A 20,491-nucleotide genomic window follows, 5' to 3' on the forward strand; every position below is an offset into this window, starting at 1 on the left:
CTGGTGATGCATCAAGCGGCAAAAGCGCCCACCCGCAAACGGTCATAGGCCTGCATTTCTTCGGCATCGAGCGGGAGGATGTAAGGCTCGACGGGTTTCTTGAAACTGGTCATCCGGCCGTCTTCGCCCTTCCTCAGGTGGCAATGGCAGAACCATTCAGCGTCGTCACGCTGCGGGTGATCGACGCGGTAGTGGTACAGGCCCCAGCGGCTCTCGGCGCGGAACAGCGAGGCGCGCGCAGCCATTTCCGCGCAATCGCGGATCACGCTGGTTTCCATCGCGCGCATCAGTTCGTGGGCGTTGTTGGCCTTCATCTGATCGAGGTCGCGTTCGATGTCGCTGAAACGCTGCAAGCCGATCTGCATTTTTTTGGTCACTTTCGGCGGTTGCAGGTAGTCGTTGACGAAGCGCCGCAGCTTGTACTCGACCTGTGCCGGCGGCAGACCCTGTTCGCGATCCAGCGGCGCGTAGACCCGCGCTTGTTCTTTCTCGATCTGCGCGGCATCCAGCGTCGAGAACTCGCGCCCGGCGACAAAATCCGCCGCGTTGTGCCCGGCGAACCAGCCGTAGGTGAACGCGCCGAGCATGTAGTTGTGCGGCACAGCGGCCATGTCACCCGCCGAGTACAAGCCTTTCACCGAGGTCTCGGCCCGCTCGTTGACCCACACCCCGGACGCCGAATGGCCGCTGCAAAAGCCGATCTCCGAGATGTGCATCTCGACCATTTGCGTGCGGTAATCAGTGCCGCGATTGGCGTGGAACTGACCACGACTCGGGCGCTCGTTACTGTGCAAGATCTCTTCGATGTTCTGGATGGTTTCCTCGGCCAGGTGATCGAGTTTGAGAAACACCGGGCCATTGCCGCTTTCCAGTTCCTGGTGGAACTCCCACATCATCTGCCCGCTCCAGTAGTCGCACTCGATGAAGCGTTCGCCCTTGTTGTTGGCGGTGTAGCCGCCGAGCGGGCCGGTCACATAGGCGCAGGCCGGGCCGTTGTAGTCCTTGATCAACGGGTTGATCTGGAAGCATTCGAGGTTGGCCAGCTCGGCCCCGGCGTGATAGGCCATGGCGTAGCCGTCGCCGGCGTTGGTCGGATTTTCATAGGTGCCCATCAGGTAACCCGAGGACGGCAGACCGAGGCGACCGGCCGCGCCGCACGCGAGGATCACCGCTTTGGCCTTGATCACATGGAAGTCAGCGCTGCGGCAATCGAAGCCCATCACCCCGTTGACCGCGCCCTCCTCGTCGGTGAGCAAACGGGTGCAGACCAGCCGGTTGGTGATGCTCACCCGCGCGCGTTTCAACTGCCGGTAAAGGACTTTCTTGATGTCGTGCCCTTCCGGCATCGGCAGCACGTAGGCGCCCATGTGGTGGACTTTTTTCACCGCGTAATCGCCGGTCTCGTCCTTCTCGAACTTCACGCCCCAGCGATCCAGTTGCTCGATGGTCTCGAAGCTATGAGTGGCATAGGCGTACACCGCCGCCTGATTGACGATGCCGTCGTTGGCGATGGTGATTTCCTTGGTGTACTGCTCCGGCGTCGAGTGCCCGGGGATGATCGCGTTGTTCAGGCCGTCCATGCCCATGCTGATCGCGCCGCTGCGTTTGACGTTGGCCTTGTCCACCAGCAGCACGCGCAAGTCGCGGTTCTTCTCTTTGGCCTTGATCGCCGCCATCGGGCCGGCAGTGCCGCCGCCGATCACGACGATGTCGTATTCCTGTTCCAAGGTCTTGCGGGTCATGTCACGCCCCTTTTTGCCGGTCGATCCGCAGGCGGTACTGGAACGCATCGCCACGGTAGTAAAGGTGTTCGAAGTCCAGCGGCTGGCCGTGGGCGTCGTGGGTCAGACGCTCGATGCGCATGATCGGCGAGCCGGCCTCGACGTTCAGCGCCTGGGTCAAATCGCTGTCGGCCAGCACCGCGTCAATCGCCAGATCGGCGTGGCCGAGGGCGATGCCGCAGTCGTTTTCCAGAATCAGGAAGATGTCGCGAGTCACCAGATCGGCCTTCTCCAGCCGTTCGCCGACGGCTTTGGGCAGATAGGTGATTTCCAGCGAGATCGGTTCGCGGTTGATCAGGCGTACGCGTTTGATCTGCGCCACGGTCTCGCCTTCGGCCACCTGCAAGCGCTCGGCGACACGTTTGTCGGCGGGGATGAATTTGAAACTGCGCAGGCGGTTGATCACCTCGTAACCGCGCCCGGTCATGGACTCGGCGAGGCCTTGCAGGCTGCTGACGTTTTGAAAGGTCTTCGGCTTGGCGACGAAGGTGCCCTTGCCGTGGATCTTGAAGATCAGCCCTTCTTTCTGCAGATCACCCAGCGCCTGGCGCACGGTGATGCGGCTGACTTTGAACAGCGTGCCGAGCTCACTTTCGGACGGCATCTGGCTGTCTTGCGGGTATTCGCCATCAAGAATGCGTGCGCGCAGGACGTCGCGCAGTTGGGTGTGCAAGGGGACGCTACTGAGGGACAGGACGTTATCGGTCATCAGGGATCACTTGTTATAACGAGTTATGACGTGATCTTAGAGACGTTATGACAAGCTTGAGAAATATTGTTTGGGCATAACCTTAGACACGACGACACACAGACCCTTGTGGGAGGGGGCTTGCTCCCGAAGGCGGTGTGTCAGGCGATGGAAATACCAGCAATGCCGGCCTCTTCGGGAGCAAGCCCCCTCCCACAAGGAAATGGTGTTGTGGTCTGGAGGATCAGTGCCGTTTGAGGATCTGGTCCATCACCCAATCGGTTTTGAGGGCTTGTTCGGCGACGGCCGGATGCTGCGAACCACCACGAATATGCGCATTCATGCCCAGCACGTGATGCCACTGAATGTGCTCGTGATGGGGGATCTCCAGGCTGATCTGCTCATCGGCGAACAGCTGCACCGGATGCTCGTCAAACACGGAGAACGCGATCCGGCCCTGACTGCCGATAATCTGCACCCGATCCTCGCGCCGATCCGCCACAAAGCTCCAGCAACCCATGCCCAGTGCCCCGGAGGCGAAGCGCCAACTGGCGCTGACCGCATCTTCCGCCGCATATAACCCGGCCTGGCGCGCAGTAAAGCCAGCGACCTCGACGATATCGCCGAGCATGTACTGGAACAGGTCGAAACCATGGCTGGCCAGATCGGCAAAATAGCCGCCGCCAGCCACGCTCGGGTCGGTTCGCCAGTTGGCGCTGCCGTCCAGATCCGCCGCCGATGGGGCCTTGGTCAGCGTCCAGCTCAGGTGCCGCACCTCGCCGATGCGGCCCTGCGCCAGCCATTGCCGCACTTGGGCAAAGCGCGGCAACGAACGGCGGTAGTACGACACGAACAAGTGCAGACCGGCGTCGGCAAACGCCTGCTGCATTTCGCGGCTTTGTCCGGCGTTGAGCGCCATCGGTTTCTCGACGCAGCAATGCTTGCCGGCGGCGGCGACTTTCAGGCTGTAGGCGTGGTGGCTGTCGGGGGGCGTGGCGATGTACACCGCGTCCACCTCGGGGTCGTTGATCAGTGCATCGACATCGGTATAAACCCGGGCGATACCGTGGCGCGCGGCGTAATCGGTCACCGCTTCAAGGCGCCGGCCCATCACCGCCACCAGCGCCGAACCGGGCGCCTTGTAGAAGGCCGGCCCGCTCTTGCGTTCAGTGACGCTGCCGCAACCGATCATGCCCCAACGCACCACGTCCATGGTCAACTCCCTGTGTTTGAAACACTCAGCCGATGCGCAACGCGCGCAGATCGAGGTGGCCGTCCTTGATGGGCGGGCACCAGTAGTAGCCGCCGGTGATCGGCCGGCTGATGCGATACAGACCATCAGTGATGCCGTCTTCCAGACCGCTCATGCGCCGCAATTGGGCTTCGAAGGCGTCCAGCGAAACACCGAAGGCGAGGAACATCAGGCCGGCGCGATCACCGTCGATCCACGGCATCGAACGGCGCACGACGAACGCTTCGGGGGCGAAGCTTTCCTGGGCGGTGCGTTTGACGTGGGCGGAGACTGGCGCGTCGTCGATCTCTTCGTTGTCGCTGAGGCGACGGCCCATGATGTTGTCCTTGTCTTCGGCGGACAGCTTATGGAAACCCTTGAGGTCGTGCTGCCACTGCTGGATCGCGGCGAAGCTGCCTCCGACCAGACCATCAGCGCCCTCGCCCAGCAACGCGGCGGTAATCGCGGCGTCATCGTGCGGGTTTTCGGTGCCGTCTTCGTAGCCCGTCAGGTCATGGCCGTCCTTGTGGCGGAAGGCTTCCTGCATGTCTACCAGGCGCAGCGCCGGGGCCAGCGCAGCTTCGAAAGCGTGGCTGCGATTGAGCAGCTCGCCACGGTCGACCCCGTGCAGCCAGACCCACAGCGCGTGCTGGGTCGACGGGTTTTCCACGCCGACGCCGCTCATGGCCGGAAAGCTGCGCAGACCGTCGATTTGCACGTTCAGGGCTTTGGTCAGGGATTCACCGAAACCGATCACAGCCGACTTGCCGTCCACCAGATTCATCAGGTTGTCGATCGCCTGCGGCAGTGCTTCAACCGACGCAAGGGCAAAAAACAGGTGACGTGCTTGCGCAGGAACAGGGGTGGCGAGAATGCCCGGCTGGTAGTAACTCATGTGAACTCCTTGGGAAAGTGCGCGGGAGTTTACCTGTGGCCGGAGGGTTTGTGTGGGTTTGGAGAATGCTAAAACCCCCTCACCCTAACCCTTTCCCAGAGGGAGAGGGAACTGAACGGGGGAAGCTATAGAGATATGCCGACTTGAAAATGATGTACCGAATCCATAATCGACAAAAATCTTTCAGGTCGATGTATGACGCGACACACCTCGGTCGGCCCCCTCTCCCTCCGGGAGAGGGCTGGGGTGAGGGTTTGTGTCATGCCGCCACGCACTCGGGCTCATCCCGGTCCAGCGCTTGAACGCCCGGCGAAAACTGCGCACGTCGCTGTAGCCGACTTCTTCGGTAATCCGCTCGATGGGCATGTCCGGATTGGCCAGCAGACTCATGGTCCGCGCCTGACGTACCTGTTCCAGCAGCGCTTCAAAGGTCAGCGCATGCTCGGTCAAACGGCGGCGCAAGGTGCGACTGCTCATGTTCAGGTCGCCGGCGATTTTTTCGATATGGCTGCCCCGGCTCAGGTCCCGGGCAATCGCCCGCTCCACTGCTTGAATCAGATCGAGTTTCTGATGCACCTGCGCCGCTTCCAGCTCCAGCAACGCAACCGCCTGACGCAACGCCAGCGAATGGTGATTGGGCAGGTTGACGTCCAGCCACCGAGCATCGATCAGCATGCGATTGTGCAGACAGCCGAAGCGCACATCGGGCCCGAGCAAGCGGTGGTATTCGCTCAGATAATCCGGTGCAGCGTGCACAAACTCCACGGCGATCGGCTTGAAATCAACTCCGGCCAAGGCCCGGCCATACACCAGCAGGCTGGCGAAAAACTCTTCGACCGCGAACACCTGCACATCGGCAAACGGCAAGCGACATTCGGCATCGAGGTGCACCTGATCACCCACCACATCGACGCTGGACACCACGATTCCGCCGGAGGTGTGCTGATGGCGAATGCCGAGGGCAAAGGCATCGCGCAAGGTCTTGCACAGCGACAGCACATGCCCGAGCAGCCCCAGCGTACCCAACACATTCTGCGCGCCGACCCACAGCCCCAGGCCCTGATTGGGCAACACTTTGAGCGCCCGTTGAATCATCGCCACGGCCTGGCGGTAGGAAATCCGCTGCGCCGGATCCTGCAGATCTTCGAGGCTGAAGCCCAGGCCACGGCACAGGCTTTCGGGGTCGATGCCTTTGTTGTGCACGACTTCGGCGAGGGTTTGCAGGAGGAACGGCGAGACCAGCGCCAATTCGAAAGTGGGGTCTTGGACTTTTACGTTCATGGGGGCTGACATTCCGGATCACGCTTGATTGTTATTTTTGTAACCGGTTATGTCGAAGGAAGTTAGCACAGGGTTGGCCGACTGTCCGCAGAAGTCCCCCTAACTGTCCGCCAATACCCTGCCCCGGCGGGCGCCAAGCGCTTATTTCTATGGTGCCGGACGTTCTGCGTACCGGCGCCACGTCCCACCACAATAATAATGAGGACAGCCATGAGCCCGAACCGCGCCACTTTCCCCTTGCGTCTGGCACTGACTTTGCTCGGATGCACCGCGTGCCTGCCGGCCCTGGCCACCGAAGCCGGCGTCGACAACATCGGCCCCGGCACCGACGGATTTTTCATGCTGCCGCTGGAAGTCGACAGCCTTCCGCAGAACATGGTCGCGTTCAACCTCTACTACAACCATTACAAGTCGACCAAGCTCAACATCAGCTCGTTGGGCGGCAAGGTGCCGAATGTCGAAATCGAATCCACGGCGGTGATCCCGCGTATTGATTACCTGAGCCCGGTGCGCGTGTTCGGCGGACGCCTGGCCGGCTACATCGCCCAGCCCTGGCTGAAGCAGGAAGTCTCGGTATTCGGTCTCAGCGATACCCGCGAAGGCATGGGCGACACCACCATCGCGCCGATCATCCTGTGGGACATGGGCAAGAACCTGACCCTGGGTGCTGCCGTGGAGATCACGGTGCCCACCGGCGAATACAGCGTCGATCGGCTGGCCAACACCAGCAACAATTTCTACACCTACAAGCCGCTGTTCTCCTTCACCTGGCTGCCGACCGACAAGACCGAAGTGTCGATGAAGACCACTTACAGCTTCAACGAGAAGAACAAGGACACCGACTACAAGTCCGGGCAGATCTTCCACTTCGATTACTCGGCCAGCTACAAGATCACCGACGATGTGATGCTCGGCCTCAACGGCTACTACCTCAAGCAGACCACCGACGACAAACAGTACGGCCACACCGTGCAATTCGCCGGGCAGGATGTGGATGACGGCGTGCGCGGCCAGGTATTCGCGATCGGCCCGGCGTTGGATTTCACCTTTCTCAAATACGCCAGCGCGGAGATTCGCTGGGCCAAGGAGTTTGACGTGGAGAACCGGCCGGAAGGCGACATGCTCTGGGCCAAGGTCAGCATCCCCTACGCCTTCTGACCTGCGCCGCCATGCCATGTGGGAGCGGGCTTGCTCGCGAAAGCGCCGTGTCAGGCAACGTATTGGTTACTGACAGATTGCTTTCGCGAGCAAGCCCGCTCCCACAGGTGTGATGAAGCCTACAGACCCCGTGGAAATGCCCACTTGATCCACGGAAACGTCTGACTGCGTTATCGCTCGCACCAATGGATACTTCGCACTTCGTCTTGCCAGTGACGACAGCGAGCCACATCCCCCTTAGACTGCTTCACATTGATCATGGAGGTCACTATGAGCGCCGAACTTTCCCTTATCGTTTCAGACTTTGAAACCCCAGAGCAGGCCGCCAGCTACGATCGCTGGTTCCGGGCACAGGTACAGGCCTCGATGGATGATCCGCGGCCCAACATCCCCCACGAGCAGGTGATGGCCGAGATGCGCGCCCTCATCGAATCGAAACTCAACAAAAACAGTGCGGGTTGACTGGCGACCTGAAGCTCGCACTCAACTCTGGCAAACCCTGAACTACATCGCTGACCGTAACGCCGTTGCGGCCAGTCAACTGAACGCCGCCATCGAAGCGGCTATCTCCGCCCTCCCACTTCACCCCTACCTTTATCGCTTCGGCAAGGTCGCCGGCACCCGGGAAATCGTTATCCATCCCAACTACGTCGTGGTTTATCGGGTGACCGAGCGGATCGAAATCCTGAACGTATTGCATGCTCGACAAGGGTATCCCTGAACCTTCCCGCCTACACAAAAAAAGGGCGACCAACCGGTCGCCCAAAGTACTACACGAGAGTCTTTTACAACGTCAGCTGCCCGCGTTCCTCCTCAGTCAACTGCTGCTTCGCCTGTTCATCCAGTGCCCCCGCTCCCAGCACCTGCACCGGGCTGTTCGGGTTGTAGCCGGTCGCCGGCGCACGACTGGCACCATCACGGCTCGGCGCCAGTTGTTCGTTGCCGAAGCTCAGCACCTGCACGGTGAACACCGACGCCTGGTTCTGCCGCGCCGCTGCTTGCTGCTGACGCGCCACGTCCTCAGCGGCCTGGGTTGCCGAAGATGCCGCCGAACTGGCCGAGGTGATCGCCCCGGTGTTCACCGCAGCCACCACCGGTACGCCACTGGTCTTGCCTTGCACGGCGATGTTGGCGGCGTTGACCACGGTCAGCGCGGCGATGTTGACGTTGCCCGAGACGCGAATGCCCGCCTCGCCCGCATCGATGGTGCCCAGCGGCGCGATCAGGTCGATGTCGCCGGGGGCGACTTCGGCAATCGGGTTGAGTGTGGCGATACCGGCACCGGTGCTCGGCACCGAAGGCGACAGGGTTACATTGCCCCAAGTGTCGTAAACCCGTTTCGGCGGGGTGTAGACCACAGTGGTTTTCGAGCCGCGACCGGCGTTGATGTCGCCCTCGGCCGACCAGCCGAGGATCGAGCCGCCGAAGGTGGTCATGATCCGGCTCTGCCCCAACAGAATACTGCCCTGCGAGTAGAGCTGAATGTTGCCCGAACCCTGGGTGATGATCCCGGCGGTGGACGGTGGCGCCGCGCCTTCGATGCCGAACACCTGACCACCACCCGGTGTGAGCATCTGGATATCGCCGCCGAACAGCGTCTTGACCCCTGCTCCGCCATACAGCGTGATGTCGCCGTCGTAACGGAGCGGATTGCCCGCCACATCGGTGCTCGGGAACAGTGCGGCGATGGCGTTGCGACCGCGCAGATAACTGCCTTTGCGCGGGCCGTCAGCGTCGTTGTATTCCAGGCCGCCGGCGCGCAGTTCGGCGAAGTACACCTGGCGCGCAAAGATCGCCTGCTCGGCACTTGGCAGCGCGGCATAGAACGCCTGTGCCTGCTCTGCGTTGCCGCTGAAGCCGTAACCGAGGGTCAGCCAGCTCTGCAACTCGTCGAGGTAGGTCTTGACCACTTTGCCCGGCTGGCCGTTGAGAGAGGCATTCGGGTCAGCAAGGTTCTGCGGGTTCAGGTAACGCGCGATGAACCTTGTGTAATTCGGCCCCTGTGCGCCCACGCCCGCCTGCAATACCACGCTGGCGCCAGGCCGCGAATCCCCGGCCACTATCGCGCCGAGACTGGTGATGCTGGCGCGGTTTTCCATCAGGATGTTGCGCCCGGCATTGATATCCAGCGTTCCAGGTCCGGCGATATCGAAGCTGCTGTAGAGAATGTCGCGGCCCGCCGAGACGCGCGATACATCTCGCAGGTCATTGTGGACGAACAGGTTGCCGGTGGAAAAAATGTCCTCCTTGCCGCTACTCATTTCCACTGTCGGCACGGTCGCAGGCTGCCCCAGGGCAGTGCCAGAGGCAACGATGTCGCGTCCGGCGATCATCCACACAGGCCCCGCCGCTTCGTACCAGGTGCGTCTGGAAGTGGAAAAGCTCAACGTTTCGCCACTGCGAATGCCCACCAGGTCCCCCGTCAGCGCATAGAATCGCGCCGGCCCCTGTACGTCGTTCGATCCCGAGTAGGTGTTGGGACCATAGGCAAACAGCGGATATCGCACGTTGCCCTCTGCCGCCACGCCATCGTCGCTGTAGTTGGTGCGCAGCGGTTTTCCGGCGTTGCTGTTGGTGTAAGCATTGAATGCCGGGTTGAACGGGGTAGCCACGGCCATCGGGCTGGCCCCCGACTGGTTGATCGCATAGCCACCGGCGTAGATAGAGTCACCTGCCAGCAGTTCAAGCTGCCCCGACTTCGACGGCGCCAGAAGCAGTGAGTAACCTTGCAGCGGGTAGTTGTTTACGCCAATGAATGTCGCGGATGGCCCTGCATAAACGGACCCTTGGCCCGCCACCGCGCGCAGAATCGATGGGTAGACAAATCGGCCGTCGGTAGGCGAGGTATTGCGGCCCGTGATCAGGCCGTTGCTGGTACTGAACTCGGATATCTGTGTGCCCGGCGTCAAGTTCCCGCCAGCCGAGAACAGATCGATTGCGGTGTGATCCGTCCACAATGAGAAGCCACTCAGGGTGCCGCCCTGCTCAACGCTTGCGTCGGCCGCCATGATCGGGCTGGCGTTCATCAGACTCACTCGCCCAGGATCCGCGGCACCGCCCAACACCAGATCACCGCGGCTGCTCAGGCTCATGCCCGAGTCACCCGGAATCAGCACCACGCCTCCGGAAGCACTACCGGTGGTCGAGGTAAACGGATCAAGTGCGCGGGTTTCCCGAAGATCATTGAACACAGCGCCGGCGCCGTACTGCAGGTTGATGCCGCCGAGTGCTCCACCCGTCATGTGTGCCGCGCCGCGCAGGTTGATCAGCGCGCCCTGCAGATCATGATTCGGTTGGCCGAAGCCGGTTTCTCCGGCCCGCGCTTGCAGCGAAGGGTTGAGCGTGCCGCCGATACGAATGTCCATGTCACCACCACCGGTCATCTGCACGCTGCCATCGCTGGCGACTCGACCGGTGCTGCCTACCGCGACGATCAGCCCCTGACCGCGCGGGTAGTTAACGGCATCGCCTAGCGGTTTGAGCATGCCGGCATCACCACCAGCCCGCAGGCTGATATTGCCACCGCCCAAGGTACCGAAACCGGTGAAACCCACCAGGTAGGGTTCAGTGTTGATCACCCGATCTGAGTTCATTTGGGTGGAATAACTGCCGAAGTTGATCCACCAGGCCGTGGGCACATCCGGGTTTCCCGTGCCTTGACGCCACAGCCAGTTGCCCACTGCCACACTGGCCATCTGCTCGCGGAACCCGCTCGCTGTCGATTGGGCTTTCGTCCCGACCGAATCACCGGAAACCGAGCCACCGGCATTGATTGTCAGGTTGCCGCCCATCTGCGGATACCAGGCCTGATAGAGGCTGTCGCTGCCGCCGTCGACCCATTTTTCATAAGCGGCACCGGCCGTACCCAACACCGAATCGTTATCCGAAAGATGCCCGCGCGGCTGGTTATAGAGCGGGTCGATATTCGCTGATTGGGTGCCGGCGGTGTATACGCCGAACGGTGAATCCATGCTCAGATTGCCGGCGGCGATCAGGTCGAGATCACCCGTGCCGGTGCGCAGAACACTGAACATCTGCATATGGGCCTTGGCCGTTTTCCCGGGATTGTTGCCGATGCACAGTTCCGGCTGCAGATCACAAATGAATTGGGCCTCCTCGGGAACCGGTTCGTAGTCCGGCCCCATTCCACTGCCTGGCGCCCAGACCCAACGGGCCATGGGTACGCACAAGTCGGCAATCTGCTGGCAGTACTCGAGCATGTCATCAGGGACCGGCTCGTAGGGCGTAAAGAAGGGATTATCCGGAGCCCAGACCAGCTTGCCCGCCGCCGTGGTGATGTTGACGCCGTAATGACTGTCCGCCAGCCGCAGATTGCCTTCCGGGGTCAGCGGTTTGACCGCACGACTATCGGCCGCAGCCAGATCTGCACCGGCGACCACGCGCATCGACCACGACGCACTGCCCGACGGCAGCATGCTGGCCACCGCCCAGTTCTTGCCCTGTTGTGTGCCGTTGAACGGCCGCAACTCGATCAGCGAAGTGCCTTCGGCGAGCTTCACATCGGTCATCGACGGAATCAGCGAACCGCGCAGCAAGGCCAGTTCGCCCTTTAATTTCACCCCGGCGAACGTAGTCAGATCTGCATCGTAAACGCTGGGCAACGGCACACCCTTGGGCCAGTTCATCGCTTGCAGGGCGGTGGCCTTGTTCAAACGGATGCCGGCACCCAGGCGTGTGTCGGCAGGCAATGTCACGCTGTCGCTGAGCAGCGTACCGGCGGCGTACAGCAGATGACCGTTGCTGTCGTGGATCGCCCCCGCCAGCACGGTGCCGGCGCTGAAGGTATACACCTCAGCCAACACTGCCTGAGTCGGCAGCAACGTGCCGCTGGCCAACACTGCGCCCTGGAGGGTCACGTCGTAATTGAGCGTGGCGCCTATCGGGAACTGCGTGCCTTCGGCCAGCGAAACACCGCTGCCCGGCACAATCAGGTCGCCACCGAATGGCTGCACACCGGCAATCAGTTTCCAGCCGGCATCGTCCTGGGTTTCCGGCGGCGGCGCGAACCCGTCGTTGATGCTGCCGTAAATATCGAGGTTGCCACCGGCGCGAATCACCAGGCTGCCAGCTTCTCCGGAACCATATACGGAGGGGTTCAGCTGCGTGTGCGGATTGAGACTGGCGTAGCGGTAACCGGACAAATCCAGATCGCCCTCCACCACCAGATCACCGTCGGCAGTCTTGCTGGCGATCTCCACACCGGGCCGCAAATGGAACGCATCGGCATACGTGGCGTTGTTCAACCCGGCGAGTTTGCGTTGCAGCAGATCGTTATTGCCCAGTGCGGCGTTGATAAAGTCGTTGCTGTCGCCATGAATGCGCTCGAGCATGGCCTGATCAATCACCTGATACGGCCGGCCACTGACCGCCGGATCGACACCCTCGCGGGCATCGGTGTAGCGGCGCATACCGTTGAGGCCGATGGAGCGAGCGCCCTGAATGGTCAACACACCATTGGCGTCGATGGCGATGTCATTGCTGCCCAGACGCGGCGCGTTCAGCTCCAGCGTACCGCGCAGCATTCCATCGTGTTGCCCGGCAAGGAAACCGGGCACGGCATCGGTGCCGTGGCGCAGGTCGATGCGCGCGCCGCTGCCCAGCGTGAGCAAGCCATCACCGGAACTCAGTTCGACCGTGGCGCGGTTCGGCGCATCGATGATCTTGCCGTAGCTGTCGACCCGCAGTACGCGACCATGGGCATCAAGCACGCTATTGCCAGCCAGCGTCAGGCCATTTTTCGCCGACAGACGAATGCTGCCGACACGTTCGCCACTGGCGTCGATCAGACCAGCCACCGTCAGGCTGCCATTGTCCACCGACACATTGATCTCACCAGCCTTGAGACCGTCGCCGATCACCAGATTGCCTTGTTTGAGTTGCAGGCTGCGGCTGCCGTAAACCTGCCCGGCATTCAAGCGCTGGTTGAGCGCGGCAAACTGCTCAGTGGCGTCACCGCCCAGGCGTTGCGCGCGAATGTCCACGCCACCGGCCTTGTACGGCACCAACGTGCCCCCGGCGTCGTAGTAACCGCTGCTGCCGCCGACAATCTCGCCTTGCAGATCGACCATCCCGGCCGCATCGGCCAGAGCGACGACGCTGAGGTTACCGACCTGATTGTTCTTCGCCGACAGGTCGATCCGCGAGCCCGCAGCCTGACGGATATTGCCGTTGGCGCTGTACAGCGAGACATCGCCGCCCCAGCTGTATTTGCTGACATCGTTGAACGGCAAGGTCCGTCCGGCCATGTCCAGCACGGCACTAGTGCCCAGCGTCAAATCGCCCTCGGACTTGACGGTCAGCTTGCCGCTGCCCAAGGCGATACGGCTGTCCAGCACGATATTGCGGGCTTCAAGGTTCAACTCCGCCCCCAAGGCATTGGCCACCCCGGCAGCCCCGGCGCCGCTGAGCGTCAGGCTGTTGCCGGCCTTGAGCAGGCTGACCGATGCCGCCTCACCGGTGAGCAACGGCGTGCGCAGGTTCAGATTGCCGCCGCTGTAGCGGTAACCCGTGAGCGGATCGTAGGCGCCCTGCTCCTGATACACCGCCAGGCTGCCCTTGTGATTGGCGGTGATGCGCTCGCTGGCGCTGAGGTTGACGTTGGTGAACCCCAACGCCAATCGATTGTTCTGATCCAGACCGCTGGCCTGAGGCATCGGTCCGTAACCCAGCTCGATCCGCTGGGCCTGAATGTCTAGCGTGCCGCTGCCCGTACCGGCGCCACCGGTAATGACGCTGCCGGCGCTTTGCGTCGCGCCGTTCCAGATCAGGTTGGCCGTGCGGATGCTCGCCACATCGTTGGCATCGCCCAGACCGTAGATCGCCGGGGTAACCAGCACCAAGTTCTGCAGTTTGCTTTGGCCGGTCTGCGGATCGATCGTGTCGAGGCTCACGCTGCCGTAGAAATTGAAGGCGTCGCGAGTGGTCAGGCTCAGGGTTTCCAGGGCCGGCGCGGCAAACTGCGTATCACCGCGCAGCAAGCGGTCGAGTACGTTCTGGTTGAGCGTGAGGCCGGCGGGCACGCGGCTGCCCGCCGCTGCAAGTGCTTCGGCGCTGCCGGTATTGACCGAGCCGACCGACAATGCCAGATGACGGGTGCCGAAACGCACCGCTTCACCGAGTTCGAACTGGTTATCCGTAGCGGCCGTGATACTGCCGTTCGAATACAGCAGGGCCGGATTGTTGCACGCACTCGCTGCGCAAGTGCCGATCCGGATGCTGCCCGCGCCGCTGATTCCACTGGCCCGTTCCGGTGCCAGTACCTGCGCCCAACCGTTGGAAACCAGCAGCAGGCTGGAGCCTTTCGGCTCATAAACGTAACCGGCCAGCGAGTCGTATGCCACGTTGCCACGGCCCAGCGTATTGATCCCGCCCCCCGCCTCGACGGTGATCCCGCCAAGCGTTGACGTGGTGCGCAGCAAGACTTGCGGCGCGGATAGAATCGCCCCTTCACGCAAGACAATACTTTCACTCGCGCCCAGGAAGCCGATGATGTTAGCGGTCGTGTTGTACAAGACATTCGGCATCGCACCGATGGTCAGCCGCCCCGCGTTGAGGCTGTTGAGCGTGTCGGCGTACAGCGACACACCGTTGAAACCCGGTGTCGATGCACGGCCCGCACCCAGTATCTCGAAGCTGCTCCCGACGTTGCCGCCACGTACCACCGCTGTGCCGGCCATGCCGCCCTCGGCAGCCTCGAACAGTGTGCGCCCGTTGAACTGCAAAGCGATGTCTTGCTTGCCGCCGGAGGCCAGGCGCAGATCCAGTGTCTTGCCGTCCATGGGTGCCAGCGCACGCGGCACACCGCGCCGGGCGGCGTCGCTCTGGATGAATTGAGAGAAACCGGTTTCGTTGTACTGCGAGTAACGACGCAACACATCGGCTGACGTGAGAATCAACTGACTGGCCAGGCTGTCACGCAGGCCGGTATTGGCAATCGACATCTGCCCGCTGCTGGTCCATGAACCATTGCGCAGTGGCAACGCCCCCGTTGTCACGCCGGGTGCTGCCTGACCGTTTACCTCAACCCGGAACGCACCAGGCATCAGGGCAAACGTTGACGGCAACAGTGTGTAAGTACCCGCCGCCAACCCCGGCACACCGGCGCCAATAGTGATCTGCTGGCCAATGCGCGGATCGCCCGCACCCGCTTCGGCCAGCATCGGCGCGTAGCTGCTCTGGTTGCCGGGCACGATGGCATACACCGGGTTGCTCGCCAGCCCCGGCAGGCTGAAGGTGCCGTCAGTCGCAGTGCGCACCAGCGGGTTGAAACGTGCATCGGTGGAACCCCCGCGACCGGACACGAAACCGGCGCCACGCAGATCGCCACCGCCGGACAGGTCGATGACCGCACCGCTTTGCACATCGGCGAACTGCGTGCCAATCGACACGCCTGATGTTTCGCCGGAGATGCCGTTGAGCACCACGGATTTGCCGTTATAGCGATAGTCGATACCGTCCGTGGTGCCACCGTACGGCATGACCAGACCGGCACCGCTGACCGAAGTCAGACTGCCCGGCAGAAGACGAACCTCGTGAGTGGTGCTGAGCAAATCGTCACCCAATACGATCTTGCCCAGCGGTGCACGCAAGACACCGCCCTGTTCGATGTACGCGGCGGAAAAAATCAGCTTTCCGAATGCCGAATACGGCACCGCAGTCGGTGCCGCGCCGTGGCCGCTGATCCGCAAGGTGTGTTCGGAAACCGGGACGGCGCCCTGATAACCGGCACGCACCTCAGCCTGAATGCCGGTGGCGGGATAGATCTGCGCCGCACCGAGGTTCAAGTCGCCCGGCGTCCACAGCCTGGTTTTCTCCGCACCATCATTCGGCGCGAGGAAGCGCAGGTCGCCGCTGCTGTCGAGGCTCACCAGACCGAAAGCCCGACGGCTGTATTCAACGGCCGGCGCCTGCCGTTGCAGGATCGAACCCTGAGTCCCGAAGGACAGGCCATTGCCCACGTCCAACAAATTCGCGGAGGCATTGAACGTTGCATCGGACGATCGGGCCGTCGGGCCTGGGAGCAACCGTGGACGCATCATGTTGAAGCCGGCGAAGTAGGTGCCCACCCCTGACAGACGCAGGTATGGAGCACTCAAATCAACCCGTGCCGAGCCTTTGGAATTCTCGGCGAGAGACAGCGCTGCGGCGAACAGACTGAGGCTCTGATTCATGCGCAGATTGACGTCACCGTCAAACGACAACAGACCGTTGCTCAGCAGGCTGAGATTGTCGAAACCGCCCGTCATCAAGCCATCGGCACTCAAGCGGGCCTGACCGTAACGCAAGCCATCGGCGCCTTCGCCGGGTTGCAGGTTCGCGGGCAGCAGCTCGTTTTCTGCCGCTTGACCAATGATCATTTCCCTCGGCGAGCGCACCGCGTTGCTCGCCGAATCGGAATACAACGGCGTCTCCAGCGCCAGTTCCAGACGACCACCGGCCGCCCCGACGCCACCCGCCGCCGCACGCAAGTTGCCTTCAACGAAAAGACCGTTATAAGAACTCAAACTGATGCGCCCGCCGTCCGTTGCGATACGCGTCGGGCCTTGACCGGCGATATCCAGAACAGCCTCGGTGCCCGAGGCATCCAGCCGCGCGCCCGGACGCACAATCACGTAGGCATCGGCAGCCGTGGCGGTTGCCAGCTTCGCATCGATCTCGCCGCCGATGATGAGGCTGCCGCCCTTGCCGACCTGCCCGTAAGTGCGGCCCAGGGTGTCGGTCGCCGTATTCGCACGCCCGGCGACATCCAGCACGGCCTGCTCGCCGATCCAGATCGAGCGGTCATGTGCGCTCGGATCAGCCGTTTGAATCGAAGTGGCCGGCTGGATCGAGCCGAATTGTTGCTGACGAATATCGATCGTGCCGCCCCACGCATTCAGTTCACCATCGACGGTGATCTGCCCGGCACCACGCAGCTTGATGCTCTGCCCCGGGTCGACGCTGATGCGCGAGCCACGGCCCAGGGTCAGCGAGCTGTTGGCCGCGTCTATCAGACCGACCAGCGTCGCGCCACCTTGCAGTGTCAGGCTGGCGCCGGCGCGTTGGGTCAGCACGCCCTTGGTCGGGTTTTCCTGGAACAGCGTCGGTGTCCACAGCTCCAGCGCCGTGCGCGGATCGACGCCACTGACCTGGTTGGGTGCCGCATCACCGAAACGGTACACCGGCAGGGTCACATCAATCGCGGCGCCTTCGGCAACGTCGAGCCCGTTGAGACCGATCAGGTTGTAGGCGGAGAACCCCTTACTGAACAGATCGGTGGACAGTTGCAGGGTGTTGTCTGCCAGGGCTTTATCCGTCTGGCCGACGAGAATCCTGTTGGCCTGCACCGTCAAGGTGCCACCGCCCGTGACGCCATAACCGCGCAGTTCGCCATCGAGGTTCAGATGCGATGTGCCCGGCGCGGAAATAGCGCTCGACTCCAGCGTCAGATCACCACCCTTGCCACCCCGGGTCTTGCCATTGGCGAGTATGGCGCCACCGGAAGAAACGTCGAGCAGGCTGCCGGCAGCGACGTCGATATCACCGCTGCTGCGGATCGATATCAGGCCACCGTTCAGATACGCGAGGCTGGCGTTATCGTCCGGGTTGGTGCGCAGGTTGCTCCACAGCCCTCGGGTGTCGAGATGCACGCCCTCGACGATGCGGGTTTGCGTGGTTTTGTCGGCTTGGGCCGCCAGGCGAGTGTCGGTGTTTGCGCCACCATTGAACTGATTGAGTACGTTGCCCAGACGCAGACTGCCACCGCGAGCAGTCAGGTCGGCGCCGATCTGCACATCCGGGGAATACAGGGTGATGTCGCCACCGCTATCGACCGTCAGCGCGCCGTCAATGGCGATCTGATCCTTGGCCGAAACCTTGAGCGCACCGAGGCGCAACCCGCTGAGCTGATCGTTATCAAGATACAGCTTGCCCTTACGGGTATCGGACACCGCGCCGGTGAGGTCCGGATCATTTCCGGCAACCGGACGCTCGCCACCAATCTGCACCTGATCCAGCGTCGGATTGAGGGTGTAGAGCAGGCCATTCGACGCCGCGACGAAGGTCGGGTCGTAACTGCCGACGATCAACTGCGCACGCCGGGCCAACGCGCTCTGGCTCTGCTGATAGCCGTCGAGCACCGGTTTCGGCGCCTGGTTCTGCCGTTCGCCCTGATACACCTCGCCGATCATTTGCCCGTCGAGAACGGCGTTGGCCGTGGCGATCACCAGTTGTCCGGCGTCACGACCCACGGTGTAACCCGACTCGAAACGTGAACGCGGGGCAATCAGCGGGCTGTAGTAATAACTGGTCTGGCCCCAGCGTTGGCTGCTGTCTTCATAGCCTTTGTACAGGCCGGTGTAGAGCAGGTCCCCCGGAGCACGCGACACTTCATACAACTTACCGTCGGCGCCACGCAGCCAGCTCTGGCGGATCTCGCCGCTCTGCACATCCAGGGTGCCGCCGGACAGGTTAATCAGCGAACCCTTTTCAGTCACCACGTCGTTGCCGGCAAAGCTCACCGTGCCGCCCTGGGCCATCCAGTCGCCGACGCTGTGCCCTTGAGTGCCGAGATAACCGCCGACTTCCAGCAAGCCACCGGCGGTGTACCAGCGATCCGTGGCGTAGCCGTTGGTGCCGGCCGGTACATACACCAGATCGCGCACATCGACCCAGATGTCATTGCTGTTGAGCGCGCCTTTCTCGCGGTTGACCGAGGCATCGCGCTGCTCGTTGCCTTGCACGTTGATCTTGATGCTGTTGTTTTCCATCGCCACTTTGACGCCGAGGGCACCGGATACATCGATCATCGCGCCGTCGCGCACCAGGCTGCGGCGTTGTGCGCTGACCGCGACCTGGCCGCCGGTGGCCAGGGTGATCGAGCCGTTCTGGAACTCGACACTGCCGCCGCTCTGAATCTCGATACGCGACTGGTCGCCACGGATCCGGTTATTGGCCGTGACGCCCGTCAGCGCGGCCTGATGCTGGCTGTCGAGGGCGGTCAGGTCACTGCTGTCGAGCATGATCGCCGTGGCACTGCCCTGTCCCAGCGTCACGCTGCCGTTAGCATCGGTGCTCGGGTTGGAGAGGTGAATCGTGCCCCGCGTCGCCACTGAAGTGCTGGCAAGCAATACGCCGTTTTGCACGACCTCGTGCCCCGTCAGAGTGATGTCGCCAGTGGCAGACTGGATCAGTCCGTTGTTAGTGACTTTGCCCGCAACGGCACCGGCCTTGAAGCCGGGAATGACTTCGTTGCCGAAGGTGGTGGACAGCGCATTACCTTCGGTGCCCGAGCCTTTGCGGATGTAGAAACGGTCGCCGGCCGCCAGCACGGTCTGGCCCTTGATGGTGTTGATGTTGCCGTCGTTCTGTACGTCGCTGCCGAGCAGCAAGGCATAACCACCGGCAGCGGTAGACGATGCCGGCTTGTGGGTGTCGATGGAGGCACCGCGTTCCACCAGCACCTTGCCGGCGGCATCGGTGAACGTCGGCTGAGTGCCGGTGCTGTCGAAATATAGACCCCGATCGCGAAACTGGATATCGGTGATGTTGGCGGCAGCGGCCACCAGGTTGCGCACGTTGACCTGACTGCTGCCGCTGAACACGATGCCGTTGCGGTTGATCAGCATCACCGTGCCGTTGCCCTTGATCTGGCCTTGAATCTGGCTGGCCCGGGCATTCGGATCGTTGACGCGGTTGAGCACCGCCCAGTTCGACTGCTGGGCGAAATCGACCGTGGTATTGCGACCGACGTTGAAGGTTTCCCAGTTGAGAATGGCCTTGTCGGCGGTCTGCTCGATTGTCACTGTGGTTTTGCCATCGACCTGGGTCTGCTGCGGGCCCTTCGCGTTCTGCCAGCCTTGAGTCAGGCTGTTGTCGACCTTCAAGCCACCCTCGCCCAGGCCGTCCGGCACGAACTGCACCGTGCCCAATGCGGCGGCTCTCCCGGCCGCCTGCGCCGCCTGTTGTGCGGCAATCGCGGCGACGGTGTTATTCAAGGTCTGAATCGAGCGCTGCAATTGCTGGTTGGCTTTTTGCTGCTGGGCCAATGGCGGTGTCATCCCCGGCAGCCCCCCCACGCTCGGACGCGCAGCCGCGGCCTGCTGCGCCGCACCCTTGGCGGCAAACCAGCTCGAACTGAACGCCGTTTGCGCCTGCGCACTGCCCGCCACCAGACACAACGCCACCGCGTGCGCCAACGGCTTGAGCAGCCACAGCGTCGGATCCATGACTTCACGTTTGGATGACAGAGCGTTGGTACCACGACGGGATGGGCGAGCGAGCATCACTACGAGATCCTTTTTTGATTGCCACATATGGCCGCAGGCGCGCAAAAACCTGCTGTTACGACATAGGCCGTTGGCGGAGGGCGCGACCGAACGGATGTCACACAAACTTCATGTTCGGCGTGTATTCGAGCCAAAAAAAATGACGGCAACCCGAAGGTTGCCGTCATCGGT

9 protein-coding genes are annotated in these 20,491 nt (G+C 62.2%); 3 read left to right on the forward strand and 6 right to left on the reverse strand.

The window, feature by feature from the left end; translation table 11 throughout:
- Positions 1-11: 11 nt before the first annotated feature.
- The 5 genes from E4T63_RS15670 to E4T63_RS15690 all read right to left on the reverse strand — a co-directional run bounded on the left by E4T63_RS15670 (position 12) and on the right by E4T63_RS15690 (position 5,876).
- Positions 12-1,742, reverse strand: a complete 1,731-nt coding sequence (locus tag E4T63_RS15670; RefSeq protein WP_098964231.1) for a fumarate reductase/succinate dehydrogenase flavoprotein subunit — start codon at positions 1,740-1,742, stop codon at positions 12-14.
- A gap of 1 nt (position 1,743) precedes the next feature.
- On the reverse strand, positions 1,744-2,490 hold the full coding sequence (locus E4T63_RS15675) for a GntR family transcriptional regulator (RefSeq protein ID WP_095136329.1): 747 nt from the start codon (positions 2,488-2,490) through the stop codon (positions 1,744-1,746).
- Positions 2,491-2,713: 223 nt separating this feature from the next.
- Positions 2,714-3,682: a Gfo/Idh/MocA family protein gene (locus E4T63_RS15680; protein WP_135295950.1), complete on the reverse strand. Its 969-nt coding sequence runs from the start codon at positions 3,680-3,682 to the stop codon at positions 2,714-2,716.
- A gap of 25 nt (positions 3,683-3,707) precedes the next feature.
- Complete coding sequence (locus E4T63_RS15685; RefSeq protein ID WP_135295951.1) at positions 3,708-4,595, reverse strand: Dyp-type peroxidase; 888 nt, start codon at positions 4,593-4,595, stop codon at positions 3,708-3,710.
- Positions 4,596-4,778: 183 nt separating this feature from the next.
- The gene (locus tag E4T63_RS15690) at positions 4,779-5,876 is read right to left on the reverse strand and encodes an AraC family transcriptional regulator (RefSeq protein WP_098964234.1); all 1,098 of its coding nucleotides are present in this window, start codon (positions 5,874-5,876) and stop codon (positions 4,779-4,781) included.
- 210 nt (positions 5,877-6,086) lie between these two features.
- On the opposite strand from E4T63_RS15690, the gene E4T63_RS15695 reads away from it, so the two are divergent.
- The 3 genes from E4T63_RS15695 (at position 6,087) to E4T63_RS15705 (ending at position 7,755) form a co-directional block, all read left to right on the forward strand.
- Positions 6,087-7,034, forward strand: coding sequence for a SphA family protein (locus E4T63_RS15695; protein WP_135295952.1), 948 nt, complete (start codon positions 6,087-6,089; stop codon positions 7,032-7,034).
- Positions 7,035-7,304: 270 nt separating this feature from the next.
- Complete coding sequence (relB, locus tag E4T63_RS15700; protein WP_003225628.1) at positions 7,305-7,496, forward strand: type II toxin-antitoxin system RelB family antitoxin; 192 nt, start codon at positions 7,305-7,307, stop codon at positions 7,494-7,496.
- Positions 7,486-7,755 (forward strand): type II toxin-antitoxin system RelE/ParE family toxin, encoded by a 270-nt coding sequence (locus E4T63_RS15705; protein ID WP_098964236.1) that lies wholly within the window; start codon positions 7,486-7,488, stop codon positions 7,753-7,755. Before relB ends, E4T63_RS15705 begins: the two co-directional genes overlap by 11 nt.
- Before the next feature lie 64 nt (positions 7,756-7,819).
- Here E4T63_RS15705 and E4T63_RS15710 read toward each other — a convergent pair whose 3' ends face one another.
- Positions 7,820-20,317 (reverse strand): filamentous hemagglutinin family protein, encoded by a 12,498-nt coding sequence (locus tag E4T63_RS15710; RefSeq protein WP_135295953.1) that lies wholly within the window; start codon positions 20,315-20,317, stop codon positions 7,820-7,822.
- Between the last annotated feature and the right edge of the window lie 174 nt (positions 20,318-20,491).

Origin of the sequence: Pseudomonas fluorescens (assembly GCF_004683905.1) — a bacterium.
Lineage (GTDB): Bacteria > Pseudomonadota > Gammaproteobacteria > Pseudomonadales > Pseudomonadaceae > Aquipseudomonas > Aquipseudomonas putida_A.

Coding starts and splice junctions, on each gene's coding strand:
- E4T63_RS15670 (WP_098964231.1), bottom strand. CDS start 1,742: ATGACCCGCAAGACCTTGGAACAGGAATACGACATCGTCGTGATCGGC.
- E4T63_RS15675 (WP_095136329.1), bottom strand. CDS start 2,490: ATGACCGATAACGTCCTGTCCCTCAGTAGCGTCCCCTTGCACACCCAA.
- E4T63_RS15680 (WP_135295950.1), bottom strand. CDS start 3,682: ATGGACGTGGTGCGTTGGGGCATGATCGGTTGCGGCAGCGTCACTGAA.
- E4T63_RS15685 (WP_135295951.1), bottom strand. CDS start 4,595: ATGAGTTACTACCAGCCGGGCATTCTCGCCACCCCTGTTCCTGCGCAA.
- E4T63_RS15690 (WP_098964234.1), bottom strand. CDS start 5,876: ATGAACGTAAAAGTCCAAGACCCCACTTTCGAATTGGCGCTGGTCTCG.
- E4T63_RS15695 (WP_135295952.1), top strand. CDS start 6,087: ATGAGCCCGAACCGCGCCACTTTCCCCTTGCGTCTGGCACTGACTTTG.
- relB (WP_003225628.1), top strand. CDS start 7,305: ATGAGCGCCGAACTTTCCCTTATCGTTTCAGACTTTGAAACCCCAGAG.
- E4T63_RS15710 (WP_135295953.1), bottom strand. CDS start 20,317: ATGCTCGCTCGCCCATCCCGTCGTGGTACCAACGCTCTGTCATCCAAA.